The organism is Pseudomonas sp. LBUM1676 (assembly GCF_059695605.1).
Genome location: NZ_CP166777.1, coordinates 5,016,899 through 5,043,630, shown reverse-complemented (window position 1 = coordinate 5,043,630; position 26,732 = coordinate 5,016,899). Strand labels below are relative to the sequence as shown.

Genomic DNA, 26,732 nt, shown 5'->3' with positions numbered 1-26,732 from the left:
GGCGCCTGATGGTTTTTCGCGAGCAAGCTTGCTCCTACAATTGATCGCGCTCTCCCGTAGGAGCGAGCTTGCTCGCGAAAATCGTCAACGATAACGCGTTGTACCTGGCACCCCGCGGCGACTATGGTTTTTCGCGAGCAAGCTTGCTCCTACAAAGATTGCGTCCTCGAATCCTCAATAGCCATCCCGTCGGTCGGTGATGTATTTCTCCGCCATCGGCGCATTCGGATCCTGCCCCTCAGGAAACCTGCCCTTCAGGTTCCAGGCAAACGCAATAATCTCCGCGATCATGCGATACAACTCCTCCGGAACATTCTCCCTGATTTCATCCGCGCCAGCAGCTCACCCGTTCGGCACTCGCCTCTTTGAGCCCTTCGTAATAGTGTCGCGGAGTGGTCCTAGGACGCGGACTACGTCCTCTTAGGACCAAGGCTACAAGTTTTGCGGAATGTGCCGACTTGTGACAATTGCTCGCCGTCAGTACGGTGAAGTTCCTGTATCTGCTCGCTGTTCCGGGCTGATGCCCTGGTCATTGTCGCGCGATTGACGTCCTGCATCGGACGATCCGCCACGACACTTTCAACATCTGGCGCGAATCGACTCGCTCCATGTTTAAACACGGACGTCCACCATGCGAACAATCATCGTCGTCAGCGACCCGACTTCCAGTGGAAGGAGGGTAACTAAAGGATCACCCACTTCCTTGCTCAATGGTCTTTCTCCGAAGTCGGTGATCTGACGATGGTCATACCCTCAATCACCACCCCGATAGCCACCGGCAGAACCTCCTCATGCAACCTCAATCTGCCGTGGTTCGTGCAGAACACCGAGTATGGCCCGGTGCCTGCCACCTTCGAGCCGCTGGTGAATGGCGAGCGCGCGTTCGGTGCGGTATACGACGCCATTCTCGCGGCCAAAAGCAGCGTGGAGATCATCTGCTGGGGCTTTCAGCCTTCGATGTATTTCAAACGGGGTGATACCAGTTCGCTGTGCATCGGCCAGCTGCTCGGGATGAAAGCGGCGGAAGGGGTCAAGGTGCGCATCCTGTGTTGGTCCGACAGCGTGCATTTGACGGCGGCGTTCGCGGAAAACATGACGCCGGGTCGTAACGTTGCATCGTTCATGGCGGGCGGGCGAAACGATGCACAGCGCGAGTTCGACTGGGAATGGTACCGCCGGGCTACGAAGACCGACGTCAAGCAGCGTACGTGGTTTGAAAGCCACACGCCGCTGGGTGTCCTCTCCCGCGCCAGAGGCGATCTACTGAGCAAAGCCTTCAGCTTCGGCAAGGAAGCCTTCGAAAACATCGAGTTCGTTGCACGAGACCTGGGTTTGACGGATCGGGTGGAAATTGCCTGGCAGGTCGCATGGAAAAGCGCTGACAGCAGCCGCTCGACGTTCAACAAGGCTGTTACGACCGGTGCGATGTCCGTGATTCCGACCCACCATCAGAAAATGGTGCTCGTCGACTACGAAACACCCGCCACCGCAGTAGGTTTTGTCATGGGGCATAACACGCTGGACGCATATTGGGACAAGGACGACCACAGCGCGCACAGGATGCATGCGCAATTTGGCCGTAATGGAGAAACCCCGCGTCAGGACATCTCCAGCCGCGTGACCGGGCCGGTTCTTGAGTATCTCAATCACAATTTCGCCCAGGCCTGGTTGCGTGAAACCGGTGTTGATCTGCTGAGTCCGAGACAGGTCCATGCCAAGGAGCTGAAACCGCGGGCCGGGTTCGGGCGGCCGATGATGGCGCAGGTCTTGAGGACCCAGGTTCAGGAAGGCCGCCAAGACATCAAGACCCTCTATCTTCAGGCTGCCAGGAACGTGACGAGTTTCCTGTACCTGGAAAACCAGTACTTTCGCTGGCAACCGCTGGCCGAGGAAATCACCAACGCAGCACGGGTGCAGGTGGCCGGTGGACGAGATACCTCTGTACATGGCCCGATCTATTTGTTTGTGGTCACCAACTCTACAGACGAAGGCATGGGGGATGGCACCGTCAATACCTACCGGATGCTTAAACAGTTAGGACGCCCGGACATTATCCCCAACGTCGCTCGACTGGAGCGCCGCGATGAACTTGAAGCTGAAATCGCGCAAGCCAGGCAAAAGCTGCTCGACGCCCACCGCGAGTCAGAAATATTCAATCGTGCCTATGGTCGAGAGCATGGTGAATGGGTCAGCCGGGCTTACGAACCCGTGGCGGCCAGGTTGAAGGCCGCGCAACAAGACTACGACGACCTGATGACAAAAATGCCTGCCGAAGACGCAAAGCCCGTGGTACCGCAAGATATCCCCGGCCTGAAGGTTATCGTGTGTACCTTGGTTGCTCCGGACTCGCCGCCGGAGAAATGGGTCGACGTGTATATCCATAGCAAGTTGATGATCATTAATGATGTGTTTACCACGCTCGGGTCTACCAACATCAACACCCGGAGTATGGAAGTCGACAGTGAGTTGAATATTTGTGTTGAAGACCCGGCAGTGGCCAAGCCGCTGAGGAAGCGTTTGTGGGGGATACATACAGACGGGAAGGGGGCTGGCGATGATATCAGAACTTCATTTAATACTTGGACCATAACCTCTGGTGACAACGCTGCCCGTAGATCTAGCCCTAAGAACGCGGAGCCTCCCCTTGCTTCTATAACGGAATTTAGAAGGGAAAGCGCCAGTCGCACTTACAAGGATTAATCATGTCCACCAGTATCATGATTTTAGTTTTTTTTGTGGTTGGTCTAGCTGCGTGTAAAAAGGAGGATGATTTGAATATAACATCTGAAAATATGGCGCATGCCTTGGATAAATTGCAGTTCATCTGCACCAAAGAATCAGGTCATTTGCCAGTTATTAGCGAGAGCGCTCAGCTACTGTATGACTATGCGATGTTTCTAAATTCTTCACCACGTAATAAGGACTATCAACAAATTGGTCGGCTTTACCGTTTGGCCTATGCTGCCGGCAGCTTCAAGGCGGGTACAAACCTGCACACAATGATATCGCAAGGTTTAATCAAGAGTGAAGATCCAGGCAAGGAAGTCATTGATATCGTTGACCATCTAATAGCGGCAGGAATCCCCGGTGGATACTATGATATGGGGCATTATCTGGAGCTAGGTTACGGGGTCAAGCAAGACACGAGCAGGGCAAATGTTTATTTTCGAAGAGCCGCTGACTTGGGGAACCCTGATGCGCAGTTTTACGTTTCAAGATTACTGGAGAATATTGAAGCCGCAGAAAATGTCGTCGTCGAGATGCGTCGTTGTGCGATGAATCAGGGGCACGCGCTGAGCGCGTATAATTACGGTATTTTTTTGAAGGTTCGCAAGCGTTATGCCGAAGCTGTGGAAGGTTTTCAGGCGGGTGCGCGTAACGGCAGCGGTAACAGCGCTGGATATTTGAGTGGAGGGTTTTCTACCCCAGATCCTAAAGAACGGTTGTATTACTTTGGATTGCCAGTGGATCCAGAACGCTCCCGTCGCTATGCAAAAATCAATGAGTTTTTAGACCGCTATGAAGACTTCGGTGCCAAAGTCCCCGATATCGACAACATCGTCCCCTTGCCCCCAGCCAAACTGCCCGATTGGGACGGAACCTTTGAATGGCAAAGAAAGCGTGACTCCACCCCAGCACCAGAAAAACCCTCTGAAGAAATGATTCGCGCACTTGCACAGGAAAAAAGCCTTGATCCTGAAACAGGCTTACCTTTGCCGGAAAATAAGTGACGATCATTCGTGTCTGTTAACAAATCAGGCACATCTGCCAAGCAATCATTTAACAAAGGGCGAGCGTCAAATCGCTGTACTTACCGGTGGTCAATGTACCGCCATCCATGTTCAAACACGGAAGTCCACCATGCGCCCCATCATCGTTATCAACGACCCGACCTCTGCTGGGGGCCGGGTGGTTGAAGGATCACCCTCGACTTTTATCAATGGTCTCGCGGTTGCGAGAGTCGGCGATCGCGTGGTTTGCCCCCATGGGGAATGCACGATTGGCAGTGGCGACGAAACGCTGCTGGACGATGACAGAGCGGTCGCGCGCGACGGGGACCTGACGTCCTGTGGTGCGCGGTTGGTTGCTACGCAAAAGGACACCTGCGTTCTCTAAGGATCAGAGATGACAACCCGTACCAGTATTTACGATCGAATATCCGAGCGGCGTTTGGCCGAGCAGGAAAAGCAACGCCTGGCAGAGGCAAAATTTCCCAAAGGCGATTTTGCCTCTACCTGCGTCAGCATTGTCCGGGCCTGGGTCTGGTTACCTTGTGGCGCATTTGAGGCACCGTTGCCAGCGAGCGAGCTGGCACGTTTACCTGCCGACTTTTCCCATGACCCACGCCTGCTCGATGAGTGCGGGCTGCGCAGGCGTATTCGCCGACTCGCCACCCCGGCAACCGAGCGTCCAGACATCGACAGCTGCGCCGCTCCAGCGAAATCCTGGAGGCGGCTTTGAAAAAGTGGGCACCGACATTCCGGGATTCCATTGATTGGCCCAACACTCAGGTGGTGTTGTTCGTTCCAGGTGCCGTGCGCGCAATGGACTGGTTTGATCGAGTCCTGGCCCTATGGCCCCGCGAGCTATTGCCACACCGCGGTTTTGACCTGCAGGCGCAAGTCCCGGCGCAGTGGTTGCCCGAGGTTCTTGCCCGCAGTGCCGGCGCGCGATACCTGTTGTGCCTGAGCCTGGATACCTGGGCCTGCAAGGAGCAGCTATCGGCGTGTTCGCCTGATCAGGTGGCTGGCGAAGCGGTCAGCGCGGTGCTGCTGCGCCGCGAATCCAGAACAGCGGAGCTTCACACCGACAGCCTTCTGAAACTATTTGCTCCAATCAATCTGGGCCACGCCGCGCGCACTTCTCAGAATCGCAACGACACGCAGACACTTGAACAGTTGATGGCAGAACTCAGTCAGCGTACGGCCATCGATCCGTCGCGAGTGAACGTGTTGATCGGCGATGGCGCGCTGGAGGGTCAACGCCTCTACCAGCTCAACCGATACGTCCAGGATTTTCTGCCTGCCCTGGACGTCGAGCAACAGATTCGCCTCAACATCATTGGCGCAGGGTTCGGGCCTGTGGCCGAACAATGGGTGCAAATAGGCCTCGCCTGGCTAACCGCCAGCGCCGAACTTGACAGTGTCGCCTGGATATTGGATCGCACCCGGGCCGACCAGACTCAAGGCTGGCTGATCGGCTGAAGCATCAGGGACTAATGAAACAGGGAGTTTTGAAAGGTGAATTCAATCACTGACATCGGCCAGCCGCTGAGCCAGGCCGAACGCTTGTTGCAACTGACGACGCCCCAAGGGCAAGAACTGTTCGCCCTGCGAGCCCATGCCCGGGAGCGACTGAGCCAAGTGCCTCGCTATACGGTCGACGTGATCAACCAGACCACGGCTTTCGACCCGGAGCAACTCATCGGTCAGGCAGTGCAATTGAGCATCAAGCTGGACGACGGGAGCTTGAGTCCCAGGCATGGCTGGGTGGAAAGTGTGCGTTACCTTGGCAGCGACGGCGGTCTGGAAGACTGGCAACTGGTCTTCGCCCCATGGTTCAGCCTGCTGGAATACCGTGTGGATTGCAGGATCTGGCAGGACGTGAGTCTGCCTGACATCCTCGCCCAAGTGTTCCAGCATTACAGCCAGGCTCGCGGCGCCTATCGCTTCGACCTGTCGCGAGAGTATCCGCTGCTGTCCCATGTCACTCAGTTCAACGAAACCGATGCCAACTTCGTCCAGCGCTGGTGCGAGCAGGAAGGGCTGTTCTGGTATGTGGGGCACAAGGCAGACAGCCACTGCATTGTTTTCACCGACGGTGTCGTGTTTTTGCCGACCTTGATCCCGTCGACCCTGCGATTCCACACGCAACTGGCCGCTGACCTGCAAGACAGCATTACCCACTGGAGTTCCGGTGCGCGCCTGCTCAATGGGGCGGTGCATTTCAGCAGCAATGACTATCAGTGCCATGCCCGTTCACATGCCACTTACGGCAAGGCACTGCCTGCCGCGTCGGCACCGCCGGATCTCGAGCGTTATCAGTACCGAGGGCAATATGCCTGGCAGAACCCCGACCGTGGTGCATGGCTCAGCCGCGTGCAGATTGAACAGGACGAATCTGCAGCCAGGCGCATCCATGGGCAAGGCGGCGTACGACAGATGCAACCCGGTCACGGCTTCGAGTTGAGTCAGCATCCGTTATACGACTACAAGGCTCTAAAGGATCGCCAGTTCCTGATCATCGCGGTGGAGTTCTTTGCCCAGAGCAACCTGCCGGTCGCCACTAAGCGAGTCAGCCCGCCCGGTAGCCTGAAGGCGCTTTGCGAGACCTGGCAGTGCCAGCCAAATCTGGTTCCAGACAGCGAAGGCTTCTACCGTAACCGCTTTGAAGCCCAGCGCCTGGACATTGCTTACCGCAGCCCGTTCGCGCATGTCAAACCACCCAGCCCAGGACCGCAGACCGCAGTCGTCGTGACCCCGAGCGGACGCGAAGTCTTCACCGACAGCCTCAATCGAATCTGCGTGCGCTTTCATTGGGATCGTTTGGTAAAGGATGGCGAACTGGGCTCATGCTGGCTGCGCATGATGCAGGCCAGCAGTGGCGAAGGATGGGGCAGCGTGAATGTGCCGCGCTCAGGGGAAGAGGTGGTGATTACCTTCCTCGACAACGACATTGACCGCCCCCTGGTGATGGGGCAGGTCTATGGCGGACATAAACCCGCCTGGCACTCGAGCGGTCTGATGAGCGGATACAAAAGCCAGGAAATTCAGGGGCGGGGTTATAACCAGTGGGTCATGGACGACTCCACGGGCCAGGTCCGTACGCAGATCCATAGCAGTCACGGACACAGCCAGTTGAACCTCGGCTACCTGATCGACCAGCAGGGCAATCAGCGTGGCGCACTGCGCGGCACCGGTTTTGAACTGCGCACCGATGCCTATGGCGCCTTGCGCGCTCAGCAAGGGTTGTACCTCAGTACCTGGCCGCGAAACAACGCGCAAGGCGGTCAGATGGATGCTCAAGAAGCCCGGCAACAACTGACGAACGCACAGGAGCGGGTCAAGTCATTGTCCGAGGCTGCCCGGCAGCACAATGCCTTGCCGATGCAAGGCGGCGTCGACAGCCTCGAGCAACTGAGCGCTGACACTCAGCTGAACTATGGCAGTGCGGAGAAAAGCATTGCCGGCTCCACAAAACAGCTGCGTAACGCTGGCGATACCGATGCGGCAATCAGCGGCGGTGGCCGTGGCCAAACGACCGGTTACCACAAACCACTGTTGATCGCCTCAGCCCCGGCCGACATCGTCACCGCCACGCCGCAAAACACCCACCTGCACAGCGGCAAGCAATTGAACCTCTCGACAGGGGAGGACATCAACCTCGCCAGCGGCAAATCATTGCTGGCCAGCGTCGCTGAAAGTATCAGCCTGTTCGCCCAAGCCGCTGGCGCCAAATTGTTTGCCGCCAAAGGCAATATCGAAATCCAGGCCCAGAACGATCGCATCGAGCTCACCGCCAGGGACAGCGTGCGCATTACGTCCACAGCCCGGACCGTCGAAATTGCCGCGCAGGATGAGATCCTGCTCACCAGCGGTGGCGCCTACATCCGCATTAAAGACGGCAACATCGACATCCACGCGCCCGGCACCGTCGATGTAAAGGGCGTGAAAAAGACCATCGGCGGGCCGGCGCAACTCAACCGTGAAAACCCGGCGTGGCCGACAGCCTCGATCAGCAAAACCCTCACGTTGGTAGCTGGACAAAGCAGTGCCGCAGGTTATCAGTCGTGGAAGGGCATGCCGTACACGGTCTTCGCCGATGGTGCGCAGGTTGGCAAAGGCGTCATGGATGCCAGCGGCCGGTTCACAGTCGATCATCATGTCACCACCTCCCGCTACCACATCGAACTCGCTAATGGCGTCAGCTACGACGTGCCGGTGGGCGGTGAGTACCTGGGTGATCCGGACAACGCCGAACGCGCCAATCTGGGCTTCCATCGACACGAAAGTCAGCCTCATCCGGACATTTCCGCGCAGAAAGATCGTAGCCGGTTTCGCCAGGCCTACACCCGACTGAACTCCCCGAAACCGGAGGCTTGACGATGGCCACACCCTCAATCACTACCCCGATCGCCACTCGCAAAACCGACTCATGCCAGCTCAATTTGCCCTGGTTCGTGCAAGGCACCGAGTACCCGCCCGTTCCGGCCACCTTCGAGCCGCTGGTGAACGGCGAGCGTGCGTTCGGTGCGGTGTATGACGCCATTATGGCGGCCAAGAGCAGCGTGGAAATCATTTGCTGGGGCTTTCAGCCCTCGATGTATTTCAAGCGGGGAGACACCAGTTCGCTACGCATCGGTGATCTGCTGGTCAAGAAAGCCAATGAAGGTGTTCAGGTCCGAATCCTGTGCTGGTACGACTCGCTGCGCGTCGCCCAGACTTCAGAAAACATGACACCCGGTGACAACGTCACCAACTGGTTCGGCAAGTACAAGCAGAACCGCAACGACGAACAAGTCGAATATGACAAGTTGTGGTATCGCCAGATCAGGCTCGCCTACACCGGAGCAGAAACCGGTCCCATCGAGCTGGGGCAACGTTTCTTTCGCATGCTGATGTGGGGCAATGATCCCTCCCTGGGCATCAAGAACATCGAATTCGTCACCCGCGACTTCGGCTTGCTGGACCGCGCGGAAATTGCCTGGCGGCTGGCGATGAACGCGCTGGATCAGGAGCGCAGCACCACCAACAAAGTCATGAGTACGGTGGCGATGGTTGCCGAACCGACCCACCACCAGAAAATGGTCCTGGTGGATTATGAAAAACCGGAGATCGCCGTCGGGTTCGTGATGGGGCATAACACCCTGGATGCCTATTGGGATGATGACCACCACAGTCACGAGCGTCACCACGCACAGTTCGGCCGCAACGGCGCCACACCCCGGCAGGACATTTCCAGTCGAGTCACCGGCCCGGTACTGGAGTTTCTGAACCACAACTTTTGTGAGGCCTGGCGCAAAGAAACCCATGTCGACCTGCTGACCCCTCGTCAACACATCGCTGCGCAACTGCACGTGCGGCCAGGGCATGGCGTACCGGTCATGGCCCAGGTTCTGCGGACGCAAAGCCAGGAAGGTAAAAGGGACATCGAGCAGCTCTACCTGAAGTCCGTCAACAACATGACCCAGTTCATCTACATCGAGAATCAGTATTTCCGCTGGCCACCGCTGGCGGAAAAGATCAAAAGCGTGGTGCAAAACCTCCTCGACGGTGGCCGCGATCTCGAGACTCACGGGCCGCTTTACCTCTTTGTCGTGACCAACTCTTCCAAAGAAGCCATGGGCGATGGCTCCGTCAATACGTTCCGAATGTTGAAGCAGTTAGGACGCCCGGAACTGATGCCGGAAGTGGCCAGGGCCGAGCGGCGCGACGATCTGACCGCCGAACTTGAGCAGGCCAGGCAAACCGAGCGGTTGGCCAGCGTCAATGCGGGGATCTTCAAGAGAGTGCGGGATGTCGATCGTGATGTAGCGGCGGCTCAATACTACGAAACCTTAAAAGATGATCTGGCCCGGGCGCGTGCCAAGGTGGCGCTGTTGGAAAAGGAATTTGCGGATAAAGACAACGCGGGTATTTCCAATACAGCCATTAATGGCCTCAAGGTACACATCTGTACCTTGGTCGCGCCGGATTCACCGCCGGACAACTGGATGGATGTCTATGTGCACAGTAAGTTGATGATTGTTGATGACGTTTTTACCACGTTGGGGTCGGCGAACATTAATACGCGCAGTATGCAGGTGGACAGTGAGTTGAATGTTTGTATTGAAGATCCGGCGATTACTCGGCCGTTGCGGGAGCATTTGTTTGGGGTGCATACGGGGAGAGTTGAGGGTGGTGATGATATGAATAAAATTTACGAGGATTGGCAGGATATTATTGTTCAGAATAGAAGTGGGGCAACAAGTAATTCTAAAAAACTAGCCGAGCTTGCATTAGAGACTCCTGTTGCATCTTTAATTGAGTTCATGCAAAAAAGCCCTCTCAGAAAAAACCTGGATTGAATGATGAGTAAATTTTTTATAATTCTCGGTATTTTTGCATTCGTCGCTGCCTGCTCAAAAAAGGAAGAACATATGATCGATGCATCACGGTTGGATTTTGCTTACGAACGGTTGGAGTTTCACTGTTCTCGTGAAATTGATTCTTTACCTGCTTTGAATGCGGATGCGGATATTCTCTATCGTTATGGTCTCTACTTGGATAAGCTCAAGGGTAAAAAGAACTACGATGAAATCGCACGGTATTATCGAATAGCTGCTGCGCATGATCACTACAAAGCTGCCACTAATTTACAATTTTCGCTGTCAACGGGGCAAGCCAGGTCGCCTCATGCCAGCAAGGAAACTATTGATCTAGCCGAATATTTTATTGGAAAAGGAATTCCGGGGGCCTACTACGATATGGCGCATTATCTCGAGTCAGGCTATGGAGTTAAACAGGATGTCGCTGCGTCCAGAGCGTATTTTCGCCGGTCTGCCGACATGGGAAATCCGGACGCTCAATATTACATTGGTAGACTGCTTTCGTACGTGCCCAATGGTGGCGATATCATGAGAGCGATGTACAAGTGTGCTATGGAGCAGGGCCATCCATTGGCGGGAAGAGATTACGCAAGTTATTCGAAGGTCTTGGGTCTTTATCAAGAGTCATTGGAAGGTTACCAGTATGCGACTCGGAATGGAAATGCTAACAGTGCTAGGAATTTGTCGAAGTCTTTTAATGGTCCAATAGCGTCCGATAGACTTTATTATTTGTCTTTGGGAAAAGACTTAGAGCGAGTGGAGCGTTACGATAAAATATATGATTTTTTAACACGTCATGAACATCTTGGGGCAAAGATTCCGGACCTTGAAGACATCGTCCCACTACCACCAGCTGTCCTCCCCGAATGGGATGGCACTTTCCAATGGGAACGTGAACGCGACTCTGCTGTTCCAGTCATTCCGTCTACAGAATTGATCGAAAAACTCAGCGCCGAGAAAGGCCTTGATCCTGCCACCGGATTGCCCCTGTCCGTTGGAAAAATCTAGCCAGCTTACATCAGGGCTCGAGGTATTCAGGTAGCAATCCGGGCAGTTCACATCATGCCCGGATGTCATCTGACACATCGCCCGATCATCGAACCGTTAAACAGCTTGTTTCAATCCCGCTCTGCGTTAGCCTTGGGCGTTACATCACGCTCCTCCGCGGGCGCATCCGGATCCTGCCCCTTGGGAAACTTACCCTTCAAATTCCACGCAAACGCAATAATCTCGGCAATCGTGCGATACAACTCCTCCGGAATACTCTCCCCCAATTCCATCCTTGCCAGCAATTTCACCAGCTCGGCGTTCTCGTAGATCGGCACTTCATATTCACGTGCAATCTTCAAAATGGCTTCGGCCAGTGCGTCGTCGCCCTTGGCCGTGAGGGTAGGGGCGTGGCTGCCGTCGTATTTGAGGGCGATGGCCTGGCGCGGGGTGTCGGGGGTTTTCATGCGGTTTCGTCGACCCAGCGTTGTTCGAGACGGGTTTGGGGGCCTTGCGGCGGTGTGCCGAGGTGACAGTCGATGTCGCCGACGTTCAGGCCGCAGGACAGCAGGCGCTGGCGCAGGCCGGCCAGATTGCTTTCGATGAGGCTGGCGGTATACGGCCGCTCGGCCCAGAGTTGGCTGGAGAGGCTGCCTTGGATCAGCTGGGCCTGGATCTGCAGCGGTCCCAACGGTTCCATGTCGAATGCCAGTTCGGCGCGCCAGAGCTGTTGCTTGGGTTGGGGAGCTTCGCGGCGCTCGTTCGGCTGCTGTTTTTCCGGTGCGTCTTCGCGCTGGAACTTGACTTGCAACGGCACGATGTCCTGCAGGTTGCGCATCGGTATTTCCAGCTGCCAGGTGCTCATCAGGCGCCCGTCACTGGTCACGCCGGTCTGTTCCAGGCTCGACAATTGATGACTTTGCAGGCGTGCAACCGCGGCGGCGGCCAGGCGCAGCAGGTGTTCGAGATCGCCTTCGTCGTCCGTGCCCTGCAGCAGCCGCTCGGGTAGCGGGAAACTGGTCGGCGACGGTTTGGCGCTGACCTGCCCCAGCATGCCGAGGGCACTGCGCACGAACCCCGGCATGGCCTGGGCCAGGGTATTGGCGGCAATGATCGCATTCAGGTTGGTGCTGCCCGGCAATTGTGCGATCAGCTTGAGCAGGTCGCCCTTCATGTCCGGGGCCAACGTCGGGTTCTGCCCGCCGAGCAGTTTCGCTTCGAGGAACAGCCCGCTACCAGCCAGTGCCTGGGCCAGGCCCTTGGGCGTACTGAGTTGATGGACGTCCGGCAGGCCGGCGAGGAGCTTGTCCACGGCCGCGCGCAAATCGCTGGAGGTCTGGTCCGTGGACAGGTTTTGCAGCACTTTCAACAGCCCGTCGAGCGAACCCTGGCGACTCTGCTGGCTGAGCAGTTGCTGGGTCACCGCCAGTTGTTCCTGGCGGCTGCTCAACGGGACGAATTTCAAGGTCTGGGCGTCCTGCACCAACGCGCTCAACAAGGTGCCGATGCGCAGCGGCTGCGGGCTGTCGATGCTCAGCGTGCTGCCGCTCAATGCGGTATTGAGCAGGCCCACCATCGAGCGAAAGACCGTCGGCTTGCCCGGTGCCTGGGGCATCGCTTGCGAGGTCAGCACTTTGCCTTGCAGCAGGGTGCCGGCCGGCAGTTGCGTGGGGTCGAGGCGGGTGAGGGTGGCGACGCTGGAAGCGACGGCCTGTTGCACGGTGATCGCCAGATTGCCTGCCGATGGCTGGGTGATCGCCAGGCTGGTGCCCTGGACCAGCGGCTGGGTGCTGGTGGCGCGGACCGTGGTCTGGCGGCCGCTGTCGAGGGTGACCTTCAGCAACAGTTGAAAATTCTGTTCCGCCTGCTTGAGCGACAGCACTTCGGCCTTGGCGCTCTGACCGGTGCTGATCAGGCCCTCCATGGGCGTCAGCAACTTGAGCAGCTCGCCGCCGGTCGCCTGCGCACGTGACGGCGCAGGCGCGGTCGGCGGTAACGGGAGGATGTTCATTTCGCCTGTCATATGCGGTCACAACCTGAGGAAATTGCCCTCTTGAGAGTAGGGCGTGGCATGTATAATGCGGCCCCGTTGTATCCGGGGCGCTGAAATCATTTGCAAATTCTTGATCTGGCTCCTTAGAACGGGTCGCCAAAGCATTTATCCTGCATCTCTTTAGCGGCCGCACCGCTGCCGACTTGAACCGTAAAGGCCCGTGATCTCTTGACCAGTCCTGTCCTGCAAACCGTTGCCCTTGCCTGTGAGCGAGACCTTCGGCTGCTCTTCGAAAATCTCGAATTGAGACTGGTCAGTGGCGAAATGGTGCAAATCAGTGGTCCCAATGGCAGCGGCAAGACCAGTCTTCTGCGTCTGCTCTGCGGCCTGATGCAGCCGACCGCCGGTCAAGTGCTGCTCAACGGCCAGCCGCTCAACGAACAACGCAGTGAACTGGCGCACAACCTGTTATGGATCGGCCATGCCGCCGGGATCAAGGACCTGCTGACGCCGGAAGAGAATTTGAGCTGGCTCTGTGCCTTGCATCAACCGGCCTCCCATGAGGCGATCTGGCAAGCGTTGACGGCCGTCGGACTGCGCGGTTTCGAGGATGTTCCTTGCCATACGCTGTCCGCCGGGCAGCAACGCCGGGTTGCGTTGGCGCGGTTATACCTGGAAAGCCCGCCGCTATGGATCCTCGATGAGCCATTCACCGCGCTCGACAAGCAAGGCGTGGCGCAACTTGAAGAGCACCTGGCCGCGCACTGCGAGCGGGGCGGTATGGTGGTCTTGACCACGCACCACACGCTGAGCCGGATGCCAGCCAACTATCGCGAGATTGATCTGGGGAACTGGGCCGTATGAGTGTTTTCGGCCTGTTGGTCGCCCGTGAGGCCCGTTTGCTGTTCCGCCGTCCCGCGGAATTGGCCAATCCGCTGGTATTTTTCGCGATCGTGGTTTCGCTGTTCCCCTTGGCGGTCGGCCCCGAGTCTCAATTGTTGCAAACCTTGTCTCCGGGACTGGTCTGGGTAGCCGCCCTTTTATCGGTTCTGCTCTCGCTGGACGGGCTTTTCCGCAGTGATTTCGAAGACGGTTCCCTGGAACAGTGGGTCCTTTCGTCGCACCCCCTGCCTCTTCTGGTTTTGGCCAAGGTACTGGCACACTGGGCCTTCTCCGGCCTGGCACTGGTTTTGCTCGCACCCCTGCTGGCGTTGATGCTCGGATTACCTGCCGCCTGTCTGCCGGTGTTGCTGCTTTCCCTGTTGCTGGGTACACCGGTGCTGAGCTTGCTCGGCGCGGTGGGCGCGGCGCTGACGGTCGGATTGAAGCGAGGTGGCCTGTTACTGGCGCTGCTGATCCTGCCGTTGTACATCCCGGTGTTGATCCTGGGCAGTGGCGCCTTGCAGGCGGCATTGATGGGCATGCCGGCGACCGGTTATCTCTTGTGGCTTGGTAGCCTGACCGCCCTGGCGATAACCCTGACACCTTTTGCAATAGCTGCTGGCCTGAAGATCAGCGTCGGCGAATAATAATGAGGCCTGGTTGTTTTTTAACCATTTGTTAAAAAAGCAGGCCCTGGCTAGCTCGTGACAACGAGCAGCAACCGTGATGGAAACTGTAATGAACTGGACCTGGTTTCATAAGCTCGGCTCGCCCAAATGGTTTTACGGCATCAGCGGCAAACTGCTGCCGTGGTTGAGCGTCGCGGCGTTGCTGTTGATCGGCATTGGCGTAGTATGGGGCCTGGCCTTCGCGCCGCCGGACTACCAGCAAGGCAACAGCTTTCGCATCATCTATATCCACGTTCCCGCCGCGATGCTCGCGCAGTCCATTTACGTGATGCTGGCTGTATGCGGCATCGTCGGGCTGGTCTGGAAGATGAAACTGGCCGACGTCGCCCTGCAATGCGCGGCACCGATCGGCGCCTGGATGACCGCCGTGGCGCTGGTCACCGGCGCGATCTGGGGCAAACCGACCTGGGGCTCGTGGTGGGTCTGGGATGCGCGACTAACGTCCATGCTCATTCTGCTGTTTCTGTACTTCGGTCTCATTGCGCTGGGCAACGCGATCAGCAATCGTGACAGCGCGGCCAAGGCCTGCGCGGTGCTGGCGATCGTCGGCGTGATCAATATCCCGATCATCAAATACTCGGTGGAGTGGTGGAACACCCTGCACCAGGGCGCGACCTTCACCCTCACCGAAAAACCGGCGATGCCGGTCGAGATGTGGCTGCCACTGCTGCTGACGGTGTTGGGTTTCTACTGTTTCTTCGGCGCCGTGCTGTTGCTGCGCATGCGCCTTGAAGTGCTCAAGCGCGAAGCCCGCGCCAGCTGGGTCAAGGCCGAAGTGCAGAACAGCCTGGAGGCCGCGCGATGAGTTTTGCTTCATTCGGCGACTTTCTCGCCATGGGCCATCACGGCCTGTATGTCTGGTCGGCCTATGGCATCTGCCTGGCGGTACTGGTCCTCAACGTGGCGGCGCCGGTCCTGGCCCGCAAGCGGTATCTGCAACAAGAGGCGCGTCGTCTGCGCCGGGAGAACGGCAAGTGAATCCCCTGCGTAAAAAGCGTCTTCTCATCATTCTCGCGATCCTGGTCGGCGTCGGTGCTGCCGTCGGCCTGGCCCTGAGCGCCCTGCAACAGAACATCAATCTGTTTTACACACCGACTCAAATCGCCAATGGCGAAGCGCCGCAAGACACGCGCATCCGCGCCGGCGGCATGGTCGAGACAGGTTCGCTGCAACGGTCCGGGGATTCCCTGGACGTGAAATTCATCGTCACCGACTTCAAGGAATCCGTGACCATCAGCTACCGCGGCATCCTGCCGGACCTGTTCCGCGAAGGGCAGGGCATCGTCGCCCTGGGCAAAATTAATGCCGATGGCGTAGTGGTGGCGGATGAAGTGCTGGCCAAGCACGATGAAAAGTACATGCCGCCGGAAGTGACCAAGGCCCTGAAAGACAGTGGTCAATCCGCCCCGACACCCGCGAAGGAAGGTTGATATGACTTCTGGCATCTTTATCCCCGAACTGGGCCACCTGGCGATGATCCTGGCGCTGTGTTTCGCGCTGGTTCAGGCCGTGGTGCCGTTACTTGGAGCCTGGCGCGGCGACCGCTTGTGGATGAGCCTCGCGCAGCCGGCCGCCTGGGGGCAGTTCGCGTTTCTACTGTTCGCCTTCGGTTGCCTGACGTACGCGTTCATGGCCGACGATTTCTCCGTGGCCTACGTTGCCAGCAACTCCAACAGCGCCTTGCCGTGGTACTACAAGTTCAGCGCGGTGTGGGGCGCCCACGAAGGCTCGTTGCTGCTGTGGGCGATGATCCTCGGCGGCTGGACCTTTGCCGTGTCGGTGTTCTCGCGGCAGTTGCCGCAAGTGATGCTGGCGCGGGTACTGGCAGTGATGGGCATGATCAGCATCGGTTTCCTGCTGTTCCTGATCCTGACGTCCAATCCGTTCGAACGGATCCTGCCGCAGATTCCAACAGACGGTCGTGACCTCAACCCCTTGCTGCAGGACATCGGCCTGATCGTTCACCCGCCGATGCTGTACATGGGCTATGTCGGTTTCTCGGTAGCCTTCGCTTTCGCCATCGCCGCGTTACTCGGCGGTCGCCTCGATGCGGCATGGGCACGCTGGTCCCGTCCGTGGACCATCGTTGCCTGGGCCTTCCTCGGTATCGGCATCACGTTGGGCTCCTGGTGGGCCTATTACGAACTCGGCTGGGGCGGCTGGTGGTTCTGGGATCCGGTGGAAAACGCCTCCTTCATGCCTTGGCTGGTCGGTACGGCGCTGATTCACTCCTTGGCGGTCACGGAAAAACGTGGCGTGTTCAAGAGCTGGACCGTGTTGCTGGCCATCGCTGCCTTCTCGCTGAGCCTGCTTGGTACCTTCCTGGTGCGGTCCGGCGTGCTGACCTCGGTGCACGCCTTTGCCTCCGACCCTGAGCGTGGCGTGTTCATCCTGATCTTCCTGCTGTTTGTGGTCGGCGGTTCGCTGACGCTGTTCGCCCTGCGCGCGCCGGTGGTCAAGAGTCATGTCGGCTTCAACCTCTGGTCCAGGGAAACCCTGCTGCTGGGCAACAACCTGGTGCTGGTGGTGGCGGCTTCGATGATTCTGCTCGGCACCTTGTATCCGCTGATCCTCGACGCGATGACCGGCGCCAAGCTGTCGGTCGGCCCGCCGTACTTCAACGCGCTGTTCATTCCGTTGATGGCGTTGTTGATGATGGTGATGGCGGTCGGCATGCTCGTGCGCTGGAAAGACACCCCGGTCAAATGGCTGGTGGGCATGTTGACCCCGGTGTTGCTCGGCAGCGCTGCGCTGGCCGTAGTGGCCGGCGTTTTCTACGGTGATTTCAACTGGGCGGTGATCGCCACGTTCATGCTCGCGGCCTGGGTGTTGCTGGCCGGCATTCGTGACATCTTCGACAAGACCCGGCACAAGGGCCTGATCAAAGGCCTGCCGACCCTGACCCGCAGCTATTGGGGCATGCAGGTCGCGCACCTCGGCATCGCCGTGTGCGCCCTGGGTGTCGTGCTGTCGAGCCAGAATAGTGCCGAGCGCGACCTGCGCCTGGCGCCGGGCGAATCCATGGACCTGGGCGGTTACCAGTTTGTGTTCGAAGGCGCCAAACACTACGAAGGCCCGAACTTCACCTCCGACAAGGGCACCGTACGGGTGATCAAGGGCGGCAAGGAAATCAGCGTGCTGCACCCGGAAAAACGTCTGTATACCGTGCAGAATTCGGTGATGACCGAAGCCGGGATCGACGCCGGTTTCACTCGCGATCTCTACGTTGCCCTCGGCGAGCCGCTGGGCGACGGGGCCTGGGCCGTGCGCGTGCACGTCAAGCCGTTCGTGCGCTGGATCTGGTTCGGCGGGCTGCTCACCGGTCTCGGTGGGTTGCTGGCGGCGCTGGATCGGCGTTATCGGGTCAAGGTGAAAAGCCGTGTGCGCGAAGCACTGGGCCTGTCGGGGGCGACTGCATGAGACGTTGGCTAATGCTGTTGCCACTGGCGATTTTTCTGGTGGTCGCTGTGTTCCTGTACCGCGGTCTGTACCTGAACCCGTCCGAGCTGCCCTCGGCGATGATCAACAAACCGTTCCCGGAGTTTTCCCTGCCCGCGGTGCAGGGCGACAGGACCCTGACCAAGGCCGACATCCTCGGCAAACCGGCGCTGGTCAACGTCTGGGGCACCTGGTGCATTGCCTGCCGGGTCGAGCACCCGGTGCTCAATAAACTGGCCGAGAAGGGCGTGGTGATCTATGGCGTCAACTACAAGGACGTCAACGCCGATGCCTTGAAATGGCTGGATGAATTCCACAACCCGTACCAGCTGGATATCCGTGATGACGCCGGCACGTTGGGTTTGAACCTGGGCGTGTATGGCGCTCCGGAAACCTTCTTCATCGACGCCAAGGGCATCATCCGCGACAAGTTCGTGGGGGTGATCGACGAGCAGGTCTGGCGTGAAAAACTGGCGGCCAAGTATCAGGCGCTGGTAGATGAGGCCAAGCCATGAAGCGCTGGATTGCTGCCCTGGTGTTGGGCTTGAGCATGGCGGGCATGGCGGGGATGGCGCACGCGGCCATCGACACCTATGAGTTCGCCAAAGAGGGCGATCGCGAGCGTTTTCGCGAGTTGACCAAAGAGCTGCGTTGCCCCAAGTGCCAGAATCAGGACATCGCCGATTCCAATGCGCCGATTGCCGCCGACCTGCGCAAGGAAATTTTCCGCATGCTCGGCGAGGGCAAGGACAATCAGCAGATCATCGACTTCATGGTCGACCGCTACGGTGATTTCGTGCGCTACAAACCCGCGCTGAACGCCAAGACCGCAGTGCTCTGGTTCGGCCCCGCTGCCCTGTTGCTGGGCGGGTTCGTGATTATCGCCGTGATCGTCCGTCGTCGGCGCGTGCAACGCACTGCGACCAAGGATGAGCTTTCTGCCGAGGAGCGTGAGCGCCTCGACCACCTGTTGGATAAAACCAAGAATGATTGATTTCTGGCTCGCTGCAGGTCTGCTGCTTCTGGTTGCCCTGAGTTTTCTGCTGATTCCCGTTCTGCGTGGCCGTCGCGCCCAGCTTGAAGAGGATCGTACCGCCCTCAACGTCGCGCTGTATCAAGAGCGCGTGGCCGAACTGCAAACCCAGCAGGAGGAGGGCGTTCTCGACGCCGTGCAAATGGACACCGGCCGTGCCGAAGCCGCTCGTGAATTACTGGCGGACACCGAAGGCGTGGAGGCACCCCGTGTATCCCGGCTGGGCAAGCCGTGGCCACTGCTGGCGGCCATTCTGGTACCGGTACTCGGGCTTGCGCTGTACTTGCATTTCGGGGCCAGCGACAAGGTCGAGCTGACCCGGGAATTCGCCCAGGCGCCACAGTCGATGGAAGAGATGACCCGTCGCCTGGAGCGCGCGGTCGAAGCTCAGCCGGATTCGGCTGAAGGCCTGTACTTCCTTGGTCGCACCTACATGGCCCAGGACCGACCGGCGGATGCGGCCAAGATCTTCGAACGTGCGGCTAATGTGGCCGGTCGTCAGCCGGAGTTGCTCGGCCAGTGGGCCCAGGCCCAATACTTCGCCGACGGCAAGAAGTGGTCGGACAAGATCCAGGCCCTGACCGACGAAGCGCTGAAAGCCGATCCGAAAGAAGTCACCAGCCTCGGCCTGCTCGGCATCGCCGCTTTCGAAAGCGAGCGTTATCAGGACGCCATCGACTACTGGAATCGACTGCTGGCGCAATTGCCGCCGGATGACAGCTCCCGTGCCGCGCTGCAAGGCGGGATCACCCGGGCCAGCGAAAAACTCGTCGCCAGCGGCGGCAAGGTGGCCCAGGCGCCAGCGGCCAAGGTGGCGGCGTCGCTTAAAGTCACCGTCGACCTGGCACCCGAGCTCAAGGCCAAGGTCCAGCCGGGCGACAGCGTGTTCATCTTTGCCCGCGCCACTTCCGGCCCACCCGCGCCACTGGCTGCCAAGCGCCTGACCGTGGCCGACCTGCCGGCGACCGTCGAGCTGGGCGATGCCGATGCAATGATGCCGCAGTTGAAACTGTCGAACTTCCCTGAAGTCCAACTGGTTGCACGCATCTCCCGCGCCGGGCAACCGACGGCCGGCGAATGGATCGGTCGCAGCCAGCCCCTGGCCAGCAGCACCACCGCACAGCAACAACTGACCATCGACAGCCCGGATAAATAACAGGAACGCCACCATGACCGCCATCGCTCGTATCACCCTCCTCAGCATGGTCCTGGGGTTAAGCGCTTGTGCGGTCCAGCGGCCCGAGCCGACGCCGACGCCATTGCCGCCGATCCCGCCTTCGCAGCCCCGGCCAACACCTTCTACCACCCCGACGCCGAGCAAGCCGAGCATCCCGGCCAAGCCCGCCAAACCGCTGCCGCGCACCTCCGCCAGCTTCGCGCCGCCGCCGGGTGGCAACAGCCACTGGGATCCCAAACTTGGGGTTTATGTTCTGGATGATCAGACCAATACCTTCTACCGCCAGCGCACCTACTACCGCTGGAACAATGGCTGGAGCCAGTCGATCAGCCCGAACGGGCCGTGGGAAGACACGGATATCCAAGGCGTGCCGGGCGGGTTGGGACGGCAGTTCGGGCAGTAACAGTCAGCACACAAAAAGGCGACCTTCGGGTCGCCTTTTTTATGTCCGCTGAAAAGAAATGACTGAACCGCTGCCGCAACTTGTGGGAGCGAGCTTGCTCGCGATGACTGAGTGTCAGTCGACATTGATGTTGAATGTACCTCCCTCATCGCGAGCAAGCTCGCTCCCACAGGTTCCCCCACAGGTTCTCGATCGTTCCCGTCTGCTCAACCTTTCACAAAACCTTCATCAAATAGTTAATCCAGCGACATGTGCAAGTCATAGGGCTGACACAGCCCGTGCCTAAAGTCGGTTGAACTTCAAAGCGGCCAGGGACGGCTGTTCAACCAGACAGAGAAGCCCATGAACGCAGCTATCCACGTCGATCATCTGAACAAGACCTTTGCGCGCAAAACCGCACTGGTCGACCTCGAACTCACCATCGCGGCCGGTGAGATGGTCGCGCTGATCGGCGCTTCCGGCTCCGGCAAATCCACGTTGTTGCGGCACCTCGCGGGCCTGGCCTGTTGCGATCGCAATAACGGCGGCAGCGTCAAGGTACTGGGTCGGGAAGTGCAGGCATCCGGGCGGCTGAACGGCAAGGTTCGTCGTTTGCGCGCCGATATCGGCTACATCTTCCAGCAGTTCAACCTGGTCAACCGCCTCAGCGTGCTCGACAACGTGCTGCTCGGTTGCTTGGGGCGCATGCCACGCTGGCGCGGCAATCTGAGCCTGTTCAATGCCGAGGAAAAACAGTTCGCCATGCAGTCCCTGGACCGTGTCGGCCTGGCCGACCTGGCACAACAGCGAGCATCGACCTTGTCCGGTGGCCAGCAACAGCGGGTCGCGATTGCCCGTGCATTGACCCAGCGCGCCGAGGTGATTCTGGCCGATGAACCCATCGCCTCCCTGGACCCGGAGTCGGCGCGCAAGGTCATGGAAATCCTCGCCGACATCAACCGCCGCGACGGCAAGACGGTGGTGGTCACCCTGCATCAGGTCGATTACGCCACACGTTATTGCCCCCGGGCCGTGGCGCTCAAGGGCGGGCGCATCCATTTCGATGGCCTCGCCGCCGACTTGAGCAGTCAGTTCCTCAATGACCTGTACGGCGCCGACCACGACGCCAGCCTGATGTTTTCCGACCAGGCCCGCCGCCCCGAACCCGCACCCCGGCTGGTGCTGGCTCGCGTGTGAACACCCCCATTTCGCACCCTCAGGAAGCCTTTCCATGTTGAACCGTATCGGTCGCGTCTTTGCTGGCGCCGCTTTGCTCGCTGGTTGTGTGCTGGGCAGCGCCCAGGCTGAAGAAAAAGTCATCAACTTCGGCGTCATGTCCACCGAGTCCTCGCAGAACCTCAAGAGCATCTGGCAACCCTTTCTGGATGACATGCAGAAGAAGACCGGCCTGAAAATCAACGCCACCTTCGCCTCCGACTATGCCGGCCTGATCCAGGGCATGCGCTTCAACAAGGTCGACGTCGCCTGGCTGGGCAACAAGGCCGCCATCGAGGCGGTGGACCGTTCCAACGGCGAGATCTTCGCCCAGACCGCTGCCGCCAGCGGTGCGGCCGGTTACTGGAGCGTGCTGATCGTGCGCAAGGACAGCCCGATCAATTCTGTCGACGACATGCTGAAAAACGCCAAGTCCCTGACCTTCGGCAACGGTGACCCGAACTCCACCTCGGGCTATCTGGTGCCGGGCTACTACGTGTTCGCCAAGAACGGCGTCGATGCCGCCACCGCGTTCAAGCGCACCCTCAACTCCAGCCACGAGGTCAACGCCTTGAGCGTGGCCAAGGGGCAACTGGATGTGGCGACTTTCAACACCGAAAGCTGGGATCGACTGGAAGTCACCCAGCCGGACAAGGCTGCACTGCTCAAGGTGATCTGGAAGTCGCCGCTGATCCCCGCCGACCCGCTGGTGTGGAGCAAGGCCCTGAGCGATGGCGAGAAGCAGAAGATCCGCGATTTCATCTTCAGCTATGGCGATACCGAGTCCGAGAAGGCGGTGCTCAAGGGCATGCAACTGGGCAAGTTCCTGGCCTCCAGCGACGACCAGTTGCTACCGATCCGTCAGCTTGAGCTGTTCAAGCTGCGCACCACGATCAGCGCCGACACCAAGCTCGATGCAGCGGACAAGACCCGGCGCCTGACTGAGATCGATGCCGAACTGGCCAAGCTGCAAGAGCGCCTGACCGTGCTCGAGAAAAGCGCCGGCAAAAAGACCGCGGCCAACGCCGGTTGATCACCGCGCGGGGCTCTTGCAGGAGCGAGCTTGCTCCGGGCGGCGCTCCGACGAAGAACTCAAGTGCGCCGCGTTTCTCCCGGTTTCCCGCGTCATCGTTAACGACCATCGCGAGCAAGCTCGCCCCTACATTGAGGGAGACACATGACCACTCTGCACGCTGAAGCCGTCGGCAAGCGCACCTGGCCGCAGTACGCCGGTTGGGGCCTGTTCCTGGTCCTGCTGGCCTGGGCCTGGCAGGGCGCCGAAATGAACCCGATGGCGCTGTACCGCGACTCGGGGAACATGGCGACCTTCGCCGCCGATTTCTTCCCGCCTGACTTCCACGAATGGCGCGCCTACCTCAAGGAAATGATCGTCACCGTACAAATCGCCCTGTGGGGCACGGTGCTGGCGATTGTCTGCTCGATCCCCCTGGGGATTCTGTGCTCCGAGAACATCACGCCCTGGTGGATTCACCAGCCGCTGCGGCGGGTGATGGATGCCTTCCGTTCGATCAACGAAATGGTGTTCGCCATGTTGTTTGTGGTGGCGGTCGGGCTGGGTCCGTTTGCCGGGGTGCTGGCGCTGTGGATCAGCACCACCGGGGTGCTTGCCAAGCTGTTCGCCGAAGCGGTCGAGGCCATCGATCCAGGCCCGGTCGAGGGTGTCCGCGCCACCGGTGCCAGTGCCCTGCAAGAGGTGATCTACGGCGTGATTCCGCAAGTGATGCCGCTGTGGGTGTCCTACGCGCTTTACCGTTTCGAGGCCAACGTGCGCTCGGCGACGGTGGTGGGGATGGTCGGTGCCGGCGGGATCGGGGTGATTCTCTGGGAGAACATCCGCGCCTTTCAGTTTGTTCAGACGTGTGCAGTCTTGCTGGTGATCATCGTGGTCGTGAGCCTGATCGACATTCTGTCGCAACGCCTGCGCAAGCGGTTCATCTGAATTTCGGAGGGGTGCCCCTGGGCGCTTTTTTTTAAGCATGCAGTTGTCTAGACAAGATGAACCGGTGTACCGCGAACTGGCCGACATCCTGCGCCGTGAACTGGCCGATTATCAGGCCGGGGATTTCCTGCCGGCGGAAGTGCAGTTGGCCGAACGTTTTGGCGTCAACCGCCATACCCTGCGCCGCGCCATCGATGAGCTGGTGTTCGAAGGCAGCCTGTTGCGCCGCCAGGGCAAGGGCACCCAGGTGCTGGAACGGCCGCTGATTTATCCGATGGCCGCCGACAGTGCCTACAGCCAGTCTTTGTCGGCCCAAGGGCTGGGCGTGGAGGCTGTATTGCTCAAGCGCCGTTACTGCTTTGCCAGCCGTGAAGAAGCGCAACACCTGGGTCTTGCCGAAATGGCGCCAATGATCGAATTGCAAACCCTGCGCAAGCTCGATCAGCAACCGGTCAGCCTGATCCGCCATCGCTACTGCGCCAGTCACGCGCCGTTGCTGGCGGACTACAGCGGCGGGTCCCTGCGTCAGTACCTGAGCGAGCGGGACCTGCCGCTGACCCGCACCCTAAGCCTGATCGGCGCCCGTTTACCCAGCCGCGAAGAAGCCGCGTTGCTGATGATGCCCCGGCATTTGCCGGCGCTGAGCGTGTTCACTCTTTCCCGCGATCGCGACGGCCGCCCGGTGGAACTGGCCCAGTCCACCAGCCGTTCGGATCGCTTCCAGTACCAGGTCGTCACCTGATGGAGAACCTACCGATGAAGTCTGTCCCTCTCGATCCGCGGCAACACTGGATCGGCGTGCTGGCCCGCGCCCATCGCAGCGAACTGCAGCCCCATGAAGCAGCGCTGCGCGATATCGAATACCAGTTGATCCGCGCTCCGGAAATCGGCATGACCCTGGTCCGTGGTCGCATGGGCGGCAACGGTGCGCCCTTCAACGTCGGCGAAATGAGCGTGACCCGTTGCGTGGTGCGTCTGGCCGACGGTCGTACCGGTTACAGCTACCTGGCGGGCCGCGACAAGCTCCACGCCGAGTTGGCGGCCCTGGCCGATGCGCATTTGCAGGGTGCGCAACAGCGCCATTGGCTCGATCAAGTGATCACGCCGCTGGCCGATGCCCAGGCCCGACGTCGGGCGCAGAAAGAGGCGGAAACCGCCGCCACCAAAGTCGAATTTTTCACCCTCGTGCGAGGAGAGAACTGATGAGCGCACCGTTGTTGCAACCGGCGTTTGCCGACCCGGTGCTGGATGCCCAGCGCGGTTTTCGTGCCGCGCTCAAGGCGCTGGCCGGCCCCGGATTGATCCAGACCCTGCACGCCACCCCCAGCCTTGAAGGGTTGGCGCCGGCCACCTATGCGTTGTGCCTGGCCTTGCTGGATGCCGACACGCCGCTGTGGCTGGCACCGTCCTTCGACACACCGGCGATCCGCGCCAATCTGGCATTCCACTGTGGCTGCCCGCTGACGCCGCGTCGGGAAACCGCGCGATTTGCCTTGCTTGGTGCCGAGGATCTGCTCGACCTCAGCGCCTTCGAGCATGGCAACGACCGCTACCCCGATCAGTCCTGCACCTTGCTGGTCCAGCTGCCGTGGCTCGATGGCGGTGCAAGGCTCGGTTGGCGCGGGCCGGGGATCGAAACCGAACACCCGGTCAGCCTGCCCCTGGCGGACGGCTTCTGGATCGAGCGCGAACGGCGCACCGAATTCCCCCGCGGGCTGGACCTGTTTTTCACCGCCGGTCACGACGTTATCGGCCTGCCGCGCAGCACGCGGATCTTGCGCACAGCACAGGAGCTTGTCTGATGTACGTAGCCGTCAAGGGTGGCGAACAGGCCATCGACAATGCCCACCGCCTGCTGGCAAAAAAGCGCCGGGGCGATACCTCGGTCGCAGAGCTCGGCGTCGAACAGATCCGTCAGCAATTGCCGCTGGCGGTGGCGCGGGTGATGAGCGAAGGCTCGCTGTATGACGAAGAACTGGCCGCGCTGGCGATCAAGCAAGCGGCGGGGGATCTGGTGGAGGCGATCTTCCTGTTGCGGGCTTATCGCACGACTTTGCCGCGCTTCAGCCCGAGCCTGCCCATCGACACCTCGAACATGCAGCTCAACCGGCGCTTGTCGGCCACTTTCAAGGACGTGCCCGGCGGGCAGTTGCTGGGGCCGACCTTCGATTACACCCATCGTCTGCTCGACTTTGCACTGCTCGCCGACGGCGACTATCCGGGGCCGCAGGTTACGCCGAACGCCAGTCTCGAACCTTGCCCACGGGTTCTGGGTTTGCTGGCCAAGGAAGGCTTGATCAAGAACGAGTCCGACAACAGCGACATCGTCGCCGACATCACCCGCGACCCGCTGGAACTGCCCGCCAGCCGCGCCCAGCGCTTGCAGGCCCTGGCCCGTGGCGACGAAGGATTTCTGCTGGCGCTGGGGTATTCCACCCAACGGGGTTACGGGCGCAACCATCCGTTTGCCGGAGAAATCCGCATCGGTGAAGTGGAGGTGTGGATCGATCCCGAAGAACTGGGTTTCCCCATTTGCCTGGGCAGTATCGAGGTGACCGAATGCGAGATGGTCAACCAGTTCGTCGGCTCCGCCACCGAGCTGGCGCAGTTCACCCGCGGTTATGGCCTGGCCTTCGGTCACGCCGAGCGCAAGGCCATGGGCATGGCGCTGGTCGACCGCGCCCTGCGGGCCGAGGAATTCAACGAAGAGATCGTGTCCCCGGCGCAACAGGAGGAGTTCGTGCTGATGCACTGCGACAACGTCGAGGCCGCCGGGTTTGTCTCGCACCTCAAACTTCCTCACTACGTGGATTTCCAGGCCGAACTGGAGCTGATCCGCAAACTGCGCAAGCCGGCCGAGGGCCACAGCCATGAATGACCTGAGCAACC

General features: G+C 59.6%; 27 protein-coding genes and 1 pseudogene. 25 read left to right on the top strand and 3 right to left on the bottom strand.

Annotation, left to right across the window (positions count from 1 at the left end; genetic code table 11):
* Window positions 1–174 precede the first annotated feature (174 nt).
* A pseudogene (locus ACA041_RS23230) lies at window positions 175–312 on the bottom strand (EscU/YscU/HrcU family type III secretion system export apparatus switch protein); the annotation flags it as partial.
* A 429-nt stretch (window positions 313–741) separates the two neighbouring features.
* On the opposite strand from ACA041_RS23230, the gene ACA041_RS23225 reads away from it, so the two are divergent.
* The 8 genes from ACA041_RS23225 to ACA041_RS23190 all read left to right on the top strand — a co-directional run bounded on the left by ACA041_RS23225 (window position 742) and on the right by ACA041_RS23190 (window position 11,095).
* The gene (locus ACA041_RS23225) at window positions 742–2,700 is read left to right on the top strand and encodes a phospholipase D-like domain-containing protein (RefSeq protein WP_497437880.1); all 1,959 of its coding nucleotides are present in this window, start codon (window positions 742–744) and stop codon (window positions 2,698–2,700) included.
* Between the two features lie 2 nt (window positions 2,701–2,702).
* A complete protein-coding gene (locus ACA041_RS23220) occupies window positions 2,703–3,731 on the top strand; it encodes an SEL1-like repeat protein (protein ID WP_497437879.1) in 1,029 nt (342 codons plus the stop codon).
* 130 nt (window positions 3,732–3,861) lie between these two features.
* Window positions 3,862–4,116, top strand: a complete 255-nt coding sequence (locus tag ACA041_RS23215; RefSeq protein ID WP_497437878.1) for a PAAR domain-containing protein — start codon at window positions 3,862–3,864, stop codon at window positions 4,114–4,116.
* Between the two features lie 9 nt (window positions 4,117–4,125).
* A complete protein-coding gene (locus ACA041_RS23210) occupies window positions 4,126–4,461 on the top strand; it encodes a hypothetical protein (RefSeq protein ID WP_497437877.1) in 336 nt (111 codons plus the stop codon).
* Window positions 4,458–5,204 carry a hypothetical protein gene (locus tag ACA041_RS23205; RefSeq protein WP_497437876.1) on the top strand — a complete coding sequence of 249 codons (747 nt, stop codon included), beginning with the start codon at window positions 4,458–4,460 and terminating at the stop codon, window positions 5,202–5,204. Before ACA041_RS23210 ends, ACA041_RS23205 begins: the two co-directional genes overlap by 4 nt.
* Window positions 5,205–5,240: 36 nt before the next feature.
* The gene (locus tag ACA041_RS23200) at window positions 5,241–8,102 is read left to right on the top strand and encodes a type VI secretion system Vgr family protein (RefSeq protein WP_497437875.1); all 2,862 of its coding nucleotides are present in this window, start codon (window positions 5,241–5,243) and stop codon (window positions 8,100–8,102) included.
* 2 nt (window positions 8,103–8,104) lie between these two features.
* On the top strand, window positions 8,105–10,066 hold the full coding sequence (locus ACA041_RS23195) for a phospholipase D-like domain-containing protein (RefSeq protein ID WP_497437874.1): 1,962 nt from the start codon (window positions 8,105–8,107) through the stop codon (window positions 10,064–10,066).
* Window positions 10,067–11,095: an SEL1-like repeat protein gene (locus ACA041_RS23190; protein ID WP_497437873.1), complete on the top strand. Its 1,029-nt coding sequence runs from the start codon at window positions 10,067–10,069 to the stop codon at window positions 11,093–11,095.
* 110 nt (window positions 11,096–11,205) lie between these two features.
* Here the strand turns inward: ACA041_RS23190 and ACA041_RS23185 are convergent, their stop codons facing one another.
* Entirely contained in the window at window positions 11,206–11,541 is a 336-nt protein-coding gene (locus tag ACA041_RS23185; RefSeq protein ID WP_497437872.1) for an EscU/YscU/HrcU family type III secretion system export apparatus switch protein, read from the bottom strand.
* Window positions 11,538–13,097: a flagellar hook-length control protein FliK gene (gene fliK, locus ACA041_RS23180; RefSeq protein ID WP_497437871.1), complete on the bottom strand. Its 1,560-nt coding sequence runs from the start codon at window positions 13,095–13,097 to the stop codon at window positions 11,538–11,540. Before fliK ends, ACA041_RS23185 begins: the two co-directional genes overlap by 4 nt.
* Before the next feature lie 198 nt (window positions 13,098–13,295).
* Here fliK and ccmA point away from each other — a divergent pair, with 198 nt between their 5' ends.
* From ccmA to ACA041_RS23095, 17 genes are all read left to right on the top strand, one after another.
* The gene (gene ccmA, locus ACA041_RS23175) at window positions 13,296–13,931 is read left to right on the top strand and encodes a cytochrome c biogenesis heme-transporting ATPase CcmA (protein ID WP_497437870.1); all 636 of its coding nucleotides are present in this window, start codon (window positions 13,296–13,298) and stop codon (window positions 13,929–13,931) included.
* On the top strand, window positions 13,928–14,596 hold the full coding sequence (gene ccmB / locus ACA041_RS23170; protein ID WP_266018381.1) for a heme exporter protein CcmB: 669 nt from the start codon (window positions 13,928–13,930) through the stop codon (window positions 14,594–14,596). Before ccmA ends, ccmB begins: the two co-directional genes overlap by 4 nt.
* Window positions 14,597–14,687: 91 nt before the next feature.
* A complete protein-coding gene (locus ACA041_RS23165) occupies window positions 14,688–15,443 on the top strand; it encodes a heme ABC transporter permease (RefSeq protein WP_497437869.1) in 756 nt (251 codons plus the stop codon).
* The gene (gene ccmD / locus ACA041_RS23160) at window positions 15,440–15,616 is read left to right on the top strand and encodes a heme exporter protein CcmD (RefSeq protein ID WP_064679077.1); all 177 of its coding nucleotides are present in this window, start codon (window positions 15,440–15,442) and stop codon (window positions 15,614–15,616) included. The genes ACA041_RS23165 and ccmD overlap by 4 nt, the downstream gene beginning before the upstream one ends.
* On the top strand, window positions 15,613–16,068 hold the full coding sequence (gene ccmE, locus ACA041_RS23155; protein ID WP_497437868.1) for a cytochrome c maturation protein CcmE: 456 nt from the start codon (window positions 15,613–15,615) through the stop codon (window positions 16,066–16,068). Before ccmD ends, ccmE begins: the two co-directional genes overlap by 4 nt.
* Before the next feature lies 1 nt (window position 16,069).
* Window positions 16,070–18,058 carry a heme lyase CcmF/NrfE family subunit gene (locus tag ACA041_RS23150; protein ID WP_497437867.1) on the top strand — a complete coding sequence of 663 codons (1,989 nt, stop codon included), beginning with the start codon at window positions 16,070–16,072 and terminating at the stop codon, window positions 18,056–18,058.
* Complete coding sequence (locus tag ACA041_RS23145; protein ID WP_497437866.1) at window positions 18,055–18,591, top strand: DsbE family thiol:disulfide interchange protein; 537 nt, start codon at window positions 18,055–18,057, stop codon at window positions 18,589–18,591. The genes ACA041_RS23150 and ACA041_RS23145 overlap by 4 nt, the downstream gene beginning before the upstream one ends.
* A complete protein-coding gene (locus tag ACA041_RS23140) occupies window positions 18,588–19,070 on the top strand; it encodes a cytochrome c-type biogenesis protein (protein ID WP_497437865.1) in 483 nt (160 codons plus the stop codon). Before ACA041_RS23145 ends, ACA041_RS23140 begins: the two co-directional genes overlap by 4 nt.
* Window positions 19,063–20,265 carry a c-type cytochrome biogenesis protein CcmI gene (gene ccmI / locus ACA041_RS23135; RefSeq protein WP_497437864.1) on the top strand — a complete coding sequence of 401 codons (1,203 nt, stop codon included), beginning with the start codon at window positions 19,063–19,065 and terminating at the stop codon, window positions 20,263–20,265. The genes ACA041_RS23140 and ccmI overlap by 8 nt, the downstream gene beginning before the upstream one ends.
* 13 nt (window positions 20,266–20,278) lie before the next feature.
* Window positions 20,279–20,689, top strand: coding sequence for a hypothetical protein (locus tag ACA041_RS23130; RefSeq protein WP_497437863.1), 411 nt, complete (start codon window positions 20,279–20,281; stop codon window positions 20,687–20,689).
* A 342-nt stretch (window positions 20,690–21,031) separates the two neighbouring features.
* Complete coding sequence (gene phnC, locus ACA041_RS23125) at window positions 21,032–21,865, top strand: phosphonate ABC transporter ATP-binding protein (protein ID WP_497437862.1); 834 nt, start codon at window positions 21,032–21,034, stop codon at window positions 21,863–21,865.
* Between the two features lie 34 nt (window positions 21,866–21,899).
* Window positions 21,900–22,916, top strand: coding sequence for a phosphonate ABC transporter substrate-binding protein (gene phnD / locus ACA041_RS23120; RefSeq protein WP_497437861.1), 1,017 nt, complete (start codon window positions 21,900–21,902; stop codon window positions 22,914–22,916).
* A 144-nt stretch (window positions 22,917–23,060) separates the two neighbouring features.
* Complete coding sequence (phnE, locus tag ACA041_RS23115; protein ID WP_497437860.1) at window positions 23,061–23,843, top strand: phosphonate ABC transporter, permease protein PhnE; 783 nt, start codon at window positions 23,061–23,063, stop codon at window positions 23,841–23,843.
* A gap of 37 nt (window positions 23,844–23,880) precedes the next feature.
* Entirely contained in the window at window positions 23,881–24,585 is a 705-nt protein-coding gene (gene phnF, locus ACA041_RS23110) for a phosphonate metabolism transcriptional regulator PhnF (protein WP_497437859.1), read from the top strand.
* A gap of 14 nt (window positions 24,586–24,599) precedes the next feature.
* On the top strand, window positions 24,600–25,046 hold the full coding sequence (phnG, locus tag ACA041_RS23105) for a phosphonate C-P lyase system protein PhnG (RefSeq protein WP_497437858.1): 447 nt from the start codon (window positions 24,600–24,602) through the stop codon (window positions 25,044–25,046).
* Window positions 25,046–25,645 (top strand): phosphonate C-P lyase system protein PhnH, encoded by a 600-nt coding sequence (gene phnH / locus ACA041_RS23100; protein ID WP_497437857.1) that lies wholly within the window; start codon window positions 25,046–25,048, stop codon window positions 25,643–25,645. Before phnG ends, phnH begins: the two co-directional genes overlap by 1 nt.
* Window positions 25,645–26,721 (top strand): carbon-phosphorus lyase complex subunit, encoded by a 1,077-nt coding sequence (locus ACA041_RS23095; protein ID WP_497437856.1) that lies wholly within the window; start codon window positions 25,645–25,647, stop codon window positions 26,719–26,721. The genes phnH and ACA041_RS23095 overlap by 1 nt, the downstream gene beginning before the upstream one ends.
* The last annotated feature ends 11 nt before the right edge of the window (window positions 26,722–26,732 follow it).